The sequence below is a fragment of the Gemmata sp. genome (genome assembly GCF_051859125.1).
Classification (GTDB): domain Bacteria; phylum Planctomycetota; class Planctomycetia; order Gemmatales; family Gemmataceae; genus Gemmata.
Genome location: NZ_JBHYGG010000006.1, coordinates 17,523 through 27,132, shown reverse-complemented (window position 1 = coordinate 27,132; position 9,610 = coordinate 17,523). Strand labels below are relative to the sequence as shown.

Sequence of the window (9,610 nt, the reverse complement as noted above, 5' to 3'; positions counted from 1 at the left end):
CCTCGGCGAACCCGAACTCGGCCGCCGAGCGGTCCGGCGTCCCGATCTGCCAGAGGACCTCGCCCCCGCGGGGCCGGTCCCACGTCAGCCCGCCGAGGGCGGCCGTCCCCTCGGGCGCGACCGGTGCGGGGTCGAGCTGTTCCGCGGGAAAGTAGTTGAACGTCCGATCGCGGTTCAGCGACTGCACGGCCCGCGGCGCGAGCGACTGCCGGGCGAGGGTCGTCCAGTCCGCCGTAGCGAGGGCGGCCTCGTCCGGGTGCGGCTTGCCGCCGAGCGACGGCCAGGGGATCAACCGCTGGGTGTCGTCTGCGGCGGCGCACGCGCACGCGCACGCGCCGCCGAGGAGCACGGCGAGCGCGAGGGTCGAGGTCGAAGTCTTCATGTGGGCACCGCCCGTTTTCGGAGTGATTCGACACACGCAACGGGTTCCGGTGCGTGGTTGCTTGGACCGGGGCGCGGAAAGGCGTGTCCGGAACGCGCATCAGCCGGGCACCGAACGACGCGCCGGCGGCCGGGTTGTTCAATCATCAAAGCGCCCGCCGTGTCGCCTTCGCCGAGCAACTCGTGTGACGATGCTCCCGATGCACGTGGGCGGCGCACTACCGAAGGAGCCCCATTCGCTTGCGGAAGCTTCCGGGCGTCTCGCCCGTCTTGGACTTGAACAGGGCGCTCAGGTACTCGGGGTTCTCGACCCCGACCAACCGGGCGATGGTGACCAGCGAGTGATCGGTGTCGATCAACAGTTGTTTGACGCGGGCCAGCCGCACCCGGAGGATCTCGTCCTTCGGCGAGTGGCCCAGGATGTGGGCGAACCGCCGCTCCAAGGTGGACCGCGAGACCGGGAGCGACTGGTCGCCCAGGAACCCCAGCACCCCGTCCACGTTGAGCCCCTGGCAGGCCCGGTCGCGGATGATGCGGAGGGCCGCCGCGACCCGGGCGTCCTGCACGGCCAGGGTGTCGGTGGACAACCGGGTCACGACCCGGGGCGGGTCGAAGACGAGCGGCTCGGCCGGCGGCGGCTCGCCGCCCATCATCCGGTCCAGGAGGGCGGCCCCGGCGTACCCGATCCGATCGGTCGGCGGCACCACGCTGCTGAGCGGCGGGACGGCGAGGTCGCAGACCACGTCGTCGTTGTCCACGCCGATGACCGCCACCTCGTCGGGGACGCGGACGTTGCACGCCCGGCAGGCGCTCAAGACCTGGAGCCCGCGGGCGTCGTTGCAGGCCATGACCGCCGCGGGCCGCGGGAGCCCCCGGACCCAGGCCGCCAGCCCCTTCGCCTCGAACCCGCCCGTGGCCTCCATGGTGCTCGTGTCGGCCGCGTCGTCGGCGGGGGCGTCCTCGTACACTCGGGGTTCGAACCCGGCGGCCCGCGCCCAGGCCACGAAGGCGTCGCGGCGGGCGACCGAGTACCCGGCCCCGGTGAACCCGCAGTACGCGAACTGCCGGAACCCGCGCTGGCGCAGGTGCTCCCCCGCCAACCGGGCGATCGCCGCGTGGCTCTGGCGGACCTGTGGGATGCCGGGGGCGGCGTACCGGCCGAGCAGGTCGACCGTGGGCACGCCCCGCTTCCGGATGGACGTCAGCAGGGCGGGCGTGTCGATTCGGGCGAGGATGCCGTCGCACGGGCGCCGGCCCAGCCAGGCCGGCGCGGCCCCTCCCAGCATTCGCTCCTCGTGGAGCACGAGCCAGTTCCCGTGGGCGCGGACGTACCGGGCAATGCCGTGAAGCAGCCCGCGGCCGAACGACCGCGAGGATTCCACAAGTAGGGCGACCGTGCGCTGCGGACGGTCGAGTGGCTTGTCGCGGCTCGTGACCATGGGCGGGTCCCCGGTTGTCGCAAACGATGAGAGGCGGGGGCACACTCGCTCCGATACGTCGCCCCGTCGCGCCCTGGCCGAACAATGGGTGCCGGGGTGCCCCGCCACGGGTCGCGCATCTGGAGATCTTTCACCCGGTGGCACCGGGTCCCCTCGATGCCGTGCCGCCCTCAGTCCAGCACTTTGGCCTTGATGTTGCGGTACTCTACCTTCATTTTCACCCCGGAATGGATCTGCAGCCCGATGGGTGCCGCGGCGGCGTACTTCTTGTTCGCATACGTGGCGACCTGCTGGCCGTTGAGCGAGACGGTGAACGTGTCCCCCTTGGCCCGGAGCCGGATCGTGTTCCACTCACCGGCCTTCAACAACTTGTCGACGTCCTTGGCGCGGCCGGCCTCGGGGTAGGCGTCTTTGCCGCCGGTGTAGAAGCAACAGGTCATGTCCTGTTTGAGGCTCCGGGAGACCCCGATCTGCACCTGCAATTCGGGCTTCCGGATCATGATTCCGCTGTCGATTTCGCCGGAGAACCGCACCTCCGCCTCGACCACGCAGTCGCCGTACTCTTTTTCGGTGTACAGCATGCTGCCCCTGAGGGCCGGGTTGTTCTCGCCCACCAGGACGCCGTCGACCACCTTCCAGTACGGGTTCGGCTCCGGGGCCTTCCATCCCGTGAGATCCTTGCCGTTGAAGATGGGCTGGAGGTCGTCCGCCTCATCGGCGGCGGCCGCCAGGCCGACGGTCAGCGTCAGCACGCCGACTGCGGCCAGCCCGGCGAGTGCGCCCGGCACCCACGCCGCCTTGGGCCCCTCGGTGAAAGTCCTGACCATGCGTTGATTCCTTGAGTGTTGATGCGGACGGTAACAATGGGCTCGGGGCGGTGGCGCATCGGCCGATGACGTCCGGGGGACGCCCTGGGTCTGGCGCCCGCCCGACCGGCCCGGAACGCGACGGGTCCGTTCGGAACTACTGGACTTCCGGAAGTTCGAAGCCCTTGCGGTACTCCCGCGTGAACAGCTTGTTCGCCTCCGCGCTGTCGGACAGTTCCGTCTTCGGGTCGATCGCCAACCCGGCCCCCAGGAGGAGCGGCGTGGTCTTGAAGTCCACCCCGCTCTCCTTCAAGTGCTCCCCGAAGCTGGTGAGGGTCTCGGCCACGCGCTTGTCGTCGGCCAGCTTGGCGGGGTGCGTCCCCGCCGGGACGACCTTGCCGGTCCGCAGGGAGGCGTTGCCCAGGTGGGCCAGGGCGCTGGACAGGTGGCCGTCCTCGATGTCCAGGTGCAAGTCCTTGTGGTTCCGGCTGCGGACCGCCTTCAGGAAGTTGGCGAAGTGGGCCTGGTAGTCGCCGCCGCTCCACCGCCCCAGTTCCTTGCCGTCGTAGTCGAACGCGATGCCGCTGGTGTAGCCCGGGGAGACCGCGTACCCCTCGGTGCCGTACCAGACGTTGGCCGCCCCCTTGAACGGACCCGACTTCAGTCCGAACGTGACCGGGGTCTTGATCGGCAGGCCGCGCACGTCGGAGATGAGGAGGGCGTCGTCCCACTCGAAGAACGTCAGTTGGCTGTTGGCGACGGTACCGTCGTCGACGTAGCCGAGCCGGCCGCCCAGGCTGACGACGCGCCGCGGCAGGTCCTGCTTGCCGAGGCCCCAGCGGGCCTTGTCCAGCTCGTGCGGGTTCTGGTTGCCGAGGTCGCCGTTGCCGGTCTCCCAGACCCAGTGCCAGTCGTAGTGCAGCCGCTTGCGCCGGGGCACGACCTTGGGAGCCGGCCCGCACCACAGGTCGAAGTCCAGTCCCTCCGGGATCGGCGCGTCCGCGCCGGCCGTACCGATGCTGGGCCGGGACCGGTAGCAGATCGCCCGGGCCACCGTCACCTTGCCGAGCTTGCCGCTGTGGACGAAGTCCAGCGTCTTGCGCATGCCCGACATGCTGCGGCTCTGCACGCCCATCTGGCAGATCCGCCCGAGCTTGCGCGCCCACTGCGTGATCACCCGGCCCTCGCGGACGTTGTGGCTGCACGGCTTCTCGACGTACACGTCCTTGCCGGCCTGCATGGCCCACACGGCCATCACCGCGTGCCAGTGGTTGGGCGTCGCGATCGACACCGCATCGATGGCCTTGTCTTCCAGCAGCTTGCGGACGTCCTGGACGTAGCGGGGCGGGGTCTTCAGCCCCTTGAACTTGTCCAGGTGCTTCTTGTAAGCGGCCGGGTCGCAGTCGCAGACCGCCACCAGATCCACGTCGGGGTTCTTCAGGTACTCGGCGAGGTGGGCACCGCCCTGGCCGTTGACGCCGATCACGGCGACGCGGATCTTGTCGCCCGGCCCGACCCGGGCCTTGGGGGCGGCGGCTTCATCGGCCCGGGCCGGGCGCGTGCCGCCGGACGCCAGGGCCGCGGCGGCCGCACACACGGCATCGTCGAGGAAGTCGCGTCGGGAGAGTTTCATGTGGTTCGCTCCTCGTGGAGTGGGCCTGACCACGGTTCGTTCCGGCGGACCTCGGCCCGAAAATCCGGCGGTCCCTCATCATTCAGCAGGCCATCCCCGCCAGAAATGAGCTTTTGCAGAATCGGATTGAGGTTTTCCGGCATCAGCGGGCCACTGGGGATCAAATGAACCTCGGTTCCGCTGAGGTACTTTGGTGCCCATCCCCCGGGCGGCGAGAACGAAAATGATCTCGATCGTGTCGTACCGGCCGCCCACTCGCGGGGCGGCAGCGTCCATAAGGTAGGAAATTTCACCTGGGCATCGGATCGCACGTCGTGTCGGCTCCGAACGGCCGACGAGGTGCCGGAGGCAGTGGCCCGGTCGGGCCGGGGGACCGGGTGGGTATTCACAAAGGCGCAGGTGCGGTGTCAGTCGCAGCTCGGCGGGCTCTCGTCGCCCTGATTGCTCTGGTCGAGCAGTAATCAGAAGTCGCGACATTCGAAGGCGACTTCCGCGCTGAGACTGCGGCGCCTGGTCACACCACTCATCCGACGGGGCTCATCTGATGTCCCGGAACCGCCCCTCCTCCGTGGGGCGAATCATCCGCGGGCGGGACAAGGGCCAGGAGGTCGTCGTGGATCCGCTCCCAGTCCCGGCTCAGGTCCAGGGTGCGGACGCGACGCGGTGCCCGTGGATCCGGTTACTCCAGGACGAGGGGGCGGGTCGTGAGGGGCTCCAGCAGCACCCCCTCGGCCGCCGTGGTGGTGGGCCCCTCCACCGAGATTGTTCCTGAGGTACGCGAACCGCTGGTACAGGTGCCCGGACCGGCCCGTCGAGCGGCCCCGGTGGTGCTGCAGGGTCTCGCGGTAGTACTTGACGTCGATCACGAGGACCCGCCCCGCACCGCGGAGGCACACGTCCGTCCGCATGGACGGGAGCAGCGCCAGGTCACCGGGGGTTGCAACCGTGGCCTCCCAGCGGAGCACCTCCGCCCCCACGGCGTACCCCGCCGCGTGCCGCCGGTAAAGGTTGCGGACGAACCGCTCGAACAGCCCGCGCATGCGCCTCTCGTCTCGGACGAAGTCGCGCAACCGTAATCGGCCCCCGCTCTCGCTCGGCAGGAGGATCTCGTGGGGATTCGGCACACGTCAAGCAGGAGGCGGTAGGTGCGATTGTTCCGGTTGAGTTGGACGAGTTGAAACGTGCGGTCCGACAGGTCGACGTCGGCCACCTTGTGCGACCGGTGCCGCGCCAACCGCGAGGTGTTACGCAGCTGGGGGCTAACCCCAATGCCCTTCAGTTAATCGACCGAGGTTTCGAGTACCTCTCGGACACCGAGTTTATCACTCCTCGAACTCCGAGGCGTTAACCGGTCTGTCAATAGTGAGTGGACACGAAACAAACATCGGCATCAGTTAGGAGTTACGCAGTTGGCTTGGTGGGGCAGACATTCTTGACTGCCTCTTGAGGCGACTGGCGACAGACAAGACTGTCTGCCCCATCAATAACAAGCAGGTCCGAGCCCAACTGCGTAACTCCTATCGGTTAAAGCGAGCGTATTTTTAATCTGAATCATTTGAAGGTTTGGCCGAGTGTACTCTTGGCCAACGATGTAGTTTTAGTGCCCCGAACCGCACTCACCCGGGTATTCGGTGGGTTTGTGTGCCCGCCCTCCTCGAGCTCGGGCTTTCCGACCTTGTCCCAGCAAGCGGGGCAGATGCCGTGGCGAAAATTCGCCTCCGAGTGAGATTTGACGTACGACTCCACCTCGTGCCAGTAATTCTTGTCGTTACGGATGTTTTTGCAGTACGCACAGATGGGCAGCAGCCCCCGAAGTTGCTGGACCCTGACGAGCGCGGCCTCGAGTTCCATGATCCTCTCGGCGAGTTCCGTCTGCAGCACCACCACCTGCTCGCCGACCCGGACCCGTGCCAGGAGTACTTCGCGGTCGAACGGCTTCGTCACGTAATCGTTGGCCCCGAATGCCCCCCGTCCACGGTGGTGCGGGTGCCGGGCGTGATGCGGCCGAGGGGACTGGCGAGTTGCACCGGACCGGCCCAGACCCAGTACACCCCGGCCCAGAAGACCACCTGGAGCGCCCCGCCGACGAGTGGGACGGCGAGCCGGCCGCGCGGCCCGGCGGCTTCCTCGACGAGGACGTACGCGCCCAGCACGAGGCCGGCGAGGAGCGTCACCGCCGCGTCGGAGCGGTAAACCCGCACGCCCTGGTGCTTGAGGTACAGTGCCACGACCGCGTAGCGCACCACCTCGCAGCAGGCGACGCCGAGAATCAGGCCGGGCAGCCCGCCGGCCCAGTAGCCGCCCAGGAGCATGCCGGGGACGAACAGCAGGCGCGCCGCCTGGCCGGCGGCCACGCCGCGGGTCTGCCCGACCGCGAGGAGCGCGAGTTCGCCCGGGATGAGCAGCGCGGTGAACCACGCCGCGACGGCGATGTGCCGGACGAACCCGGCGGTCGCCGCGTACCGGTCGTCGTAGAGGAGGTTGACGAACGCCGGGCCGACGCACGCGACGCCTGTGATCAGCAGGCCGGCGGTCACGACCAGGATGCGGTGCGCCCGCCGGAACACGCGGGACACCGGCTCGCCGTCCCGCAGGGCGTCGGCCATCAGCGGGTAGACGAGGTGGATGCCGACGGCCGCCAGCACGCCCGCCGGCAGCGCCGCGATCACCACCGCGATGTGGTACACGCCGAGCAATTCCAGCGAGAGCTTGCCGACGATCAGGCGGTCGGCCTGCGCCGCCAGGAAGGTGCAGGCGCTGCTGAGGAACACCCACCCGCCGAAGTTCAGCAGCTCCCGCCGCGCCTCCAGGTCCCACGCGAACCGGTGCCGCGTGAGCGCCCCGAGCGTGAAGCTCAGTGCCACCTCGCAGAGCGCGTACCCCACCGTGCCCAGCGCCAGAGCCGCCAGCTTCAGGTCCTCGCCCTCGGGGCCGGGCCACCGCTCACCGATGAGGGCGATCGCGACGAGCACCCCGCCGTAGGTCAGGACGTAGCCGCCGAGTTCGCGTCGGACCAGCGGCCCGCGCCGGACCTCGCGGCTGTACGTCAGCAGTGACGTCGAGGACAGTCCGTGGACGAACGCGCTGAGCCCGGCGACGGGGATCAGCCACACGAGGGCCGGTTCGCCGTAGAACGCGGCCATCGGCCAGGCCAGCAGGAGCGTCCCGATCCACAGCACCGTGCCCCGGAGCACCTGCACCGTCCACGCCGTGTTCAGGAACCCCGGGTCGTCGCCCCGCGGGTGCTGGACCACGCACTGGCGGACTCCGAGGTCCGAGAACATCTCCAGGCCCTGGAGGAACAGGCTGACCAGAGCCATCACCCCGAACACCTTCGGGGCCACCATCTGGGCGAGGGAGACGTTGAACGCGAACCGGCACACCTGCATCGCGGCGTACCCGCCCACCGTCCACGCGGTCCCGCCGATGACGCGTGAGTCGCTCATCGGACCACCTCGGGGCCGAGCTCGGGGTGGCGCGAGCGGAGGTTGTAGCGGCGGAAGTCAGTGACCAGGTGCGGCGGGTCTTGCCCGCCCGCGACCTGCAAGCCGGCGCCCCGCCCGGTGACGCCGAGCCGGCCCTTGAGCACCGCGGCTTCCGATTCGAGTTGGGCCTGCTCGTCCTCCAGGCGCAGGCGCGCGAGCGCCGCGCCCGACTGGCGGCGGGCAAGCCCGGCGAGTTCCCTGCGGGACTCGGCGGCCGCGTTGAGGGCGACCCGGTGGCGGGCCTCCAGCGACTCCAGCTCGCCGGGGGGCCGCGCGTAGGGCTCGGAAACGGCGAAGGTGGCGGCCACCGCGACGACCGCGCATGCGAGCGTGACGGGCCACCTGCGGAGCGGGGCGAATAGGTAAGTCGGCAGCCGCGCCCCGGTCGGGTCATCAACCGGGCGGGTGGGGTCCGAGCTGGTCATTCCGTTGCACTCGAACAGGGGCGCGCAGGGTAACAGACCGCGTCCGCGTCGGGCACGCGCGGCCACGGGCGCCGGTTCCGGCTGCACACCGCGTGCCCGAGACTTCAATCGCAGACGAAGCCCCCCTCCCGGCAGCTCAATCCCAGAGTTAATTGGAGATCCGAACGACGAGACGGCGGTCACGCGCTTTCGGCGTCGGTTGCTCACGGAGTGGAAATGTAATGCCTGTCCAGATATCGTACTTACCCACCAGACTGCTCTTGCGACCGGGGTACGGCCACTCCCATCCGGTCGCCGGGCAACGTTTCGTTGCGACACTCCGAGCGGTCCTCGGCCGCGTAAGTCCCACAATCTACAGTGTTGTGAGGGCCGGGCGTCTGGGAATTGCCGGACCCCGGCCGCACCGGTCGTTCAAGATCGTCACTTCGTTTGGCAAGCGGATTGCCTTTATTCAAGCCGGGTGTTCCACACTCACCGGGCGCCGTCCGCTATCGCTTGATCCCTTCGATGACGCGCGACGTGCCGCGATCATCATGTATGCGATTCGCACCAGACGGGGCGAGTTGGTCGCCCCGCCACGGAGTCCCACCATGCTCGGACGGTTTCTCACAAAGCTCCGCAACTCCTACCGCCGCCGCGGTGCCGTCGGCACCGTCCGCAACACCCTGCGGCGCGCCGTGCAGGCGCTCAGAGACATGACGCCCACCGGGCGGCGCGAGAAGCGCCGCCGCGAAGAATCCGACCGCGACTTCGACACCCGCTTCGGCGTGGACACCGGCGGCTTGATCCAGCTCAACCAGTTCCAGATCCCCAGCGAGACGTGGGCATTCGGCTGCCCGTACGGGGCCATCCACCCCGACGATTTCGCCCGGTTGCTCGGCGTCGTCCCCGTCCGGCACGAGGACTTCACGTTCGTCGATTACGGCTCGGGCAAGGGGCGGGCGGTGCTCCTGGCCTCGGAGCGGCCGTTCAAGAAGGTCGTCGGCGTCGAGTTCACCCCCGAACTCGACCGGATCGCCCACCACAACCTCGACAAGTTCCCCGCCGAGCGGCGGCGGTGCGAGGTCGAACTCGTCTGCGGCGACGCGCTGGAGTACGAGCTGCCCGCCGGACCACTGGTGTGCTACTTCTACAACCCGTTCGGGCGGGAGATCATGGAGGGCGTTGTCGCCCGGATCGAGGAGTCGTTCCGCCGCAACCCGCGCGAGATCTACGTCCTCTACGCCAATCCGCGGGAGTCCGCCGCCTGGGACGGTGCGAGGAACTTCCGCAAACTGGCCCACACCGGCGACTATGCCCTCTACCGCGCCGACCCGGCGGCCGTCCCGCAACCCACCCCCGAACCGCTCGCCGCCCGCGGCGCGTGACCCGCAACAGGGTCGGACCGCCGCGAGAGCGCGGTGCTGCGTTGGTCTCACATCGTGATGATCGGTACCGAGCC

Annotated in this window: 8 protein-coding genes; 1 reads left to right on the top strand and 7 read right to left on the bottom strand. The window is 69.0% G+C overall.

The features are described 5' to 3' along the window. The 7 genes from ACTIGN_RS01605 to ACTIGN_RS01575 form a co-directional block, all read right to left on the bottom strand. Positions 1-382: hypothetical protein (locus tag ACTIGN_RS01605; RefSeq protein WP_439620708.1), on the bottom strand; the 382-nt coding region annotated here is incomplete at its 3' end. A 217-nt stretch (positions 383-599) separates the two neighbouring features. Further along, positions 600-1,820 carry a XylR family transcriptional regulator gene (locus ACTIGN_RS01600; RefSeq protein ID WP_439620706.1) on the bottom strand — a complete coding sequence of 407 codons (1,221 nt, stop codon included), beginning with the start codon at positions 1,818-1,820 and terminating at the stop codon, positions 600-602. Between the two features lie 170 nt (positions 1,821-1,990). Next, the gene (locus ACTIGN_RS01595) at positions 1,991-2,647 is read right to left on the bottom strand and encodes a 3-keto-disaccharide hydrolase (RefSeq protein WP_439620704.1); all 657 of its coding nucleotides are present in this window, start codon (positions 2,645-2,647) and stop codon (positions 1,991-1,993) included. A gap of 136 nt (positions 2,648-2,783) precedes the next feature. After that, positions 2,784-4,259: a Gfo/Idh/MocA family protein gene (locus ACTIGN_RS01590; protein ID WP_439620702.1), complete on the bottom strand. Its 1,476-nt coding sequence runs from the start codon at positions 4,257-4,259 to the stop codon at positions 2,784-2,786. A gap of 1,551 nt (positions 4,260-5,810) precedes the next feature. Then, positions 5,811-6,203: a hypothetical protein gene (locus ACTIGN_RS01585; RefSeq protein ID WP_439620701.1), complete on the bottom strand. Its 393-nt coding sequence runs from the start codon at positions 6,201-6,203 to the stop codon at positions 5,811-5,813. Beyond that, positions 6,200-7,705, bottom strand: coding sequence for an oligosaccharide flippase family protein (locus ACTIGN_RS01580; protein ID WP_439620700.1), 1,506 nt, complete (start codon positions 7,703-7,705; stop codon positions 6,200-6,202). Before ACTIGN_RS01580 ends, ACTIGN_RS01585 begins: the two co-directional genes overlap by 4 nt. Further along, the gene (locus ACTIGN_RS01575) at positions 7,702-8,169 is read right to left on the bottom strand and encodes a hypothetical protein (protein ID WP_439620698.1); all 468 of its coding nucleotides are present in this window, start codon (positions 8,167-8,169) and stop codon (positions 7,702-7,704) included. Before ACTIGN_RS01575 ends, ACTIGN_RS01580 begins: the two co-directional genes overlap by 4 nt. A gap of 590 nt (positions 8,170-8,759) precedes the next feature. Between ACTIGN_RS01575 and ACTIGN_RS01570 the strand changes: the two genes are divergently transcribed. After that, positions 8,760-9,536, top strand: a complete 777-nt coding sequence (locus ACTIGN_RS01570; protein WP_439620697.1) for a class I SAM-dependent methyltransferase — start codon at positions 8,760-8,762, stop codon at positions 9,534-9,536. Positions 9,537-9,610 lie beyond the last annotated feature (74 nt).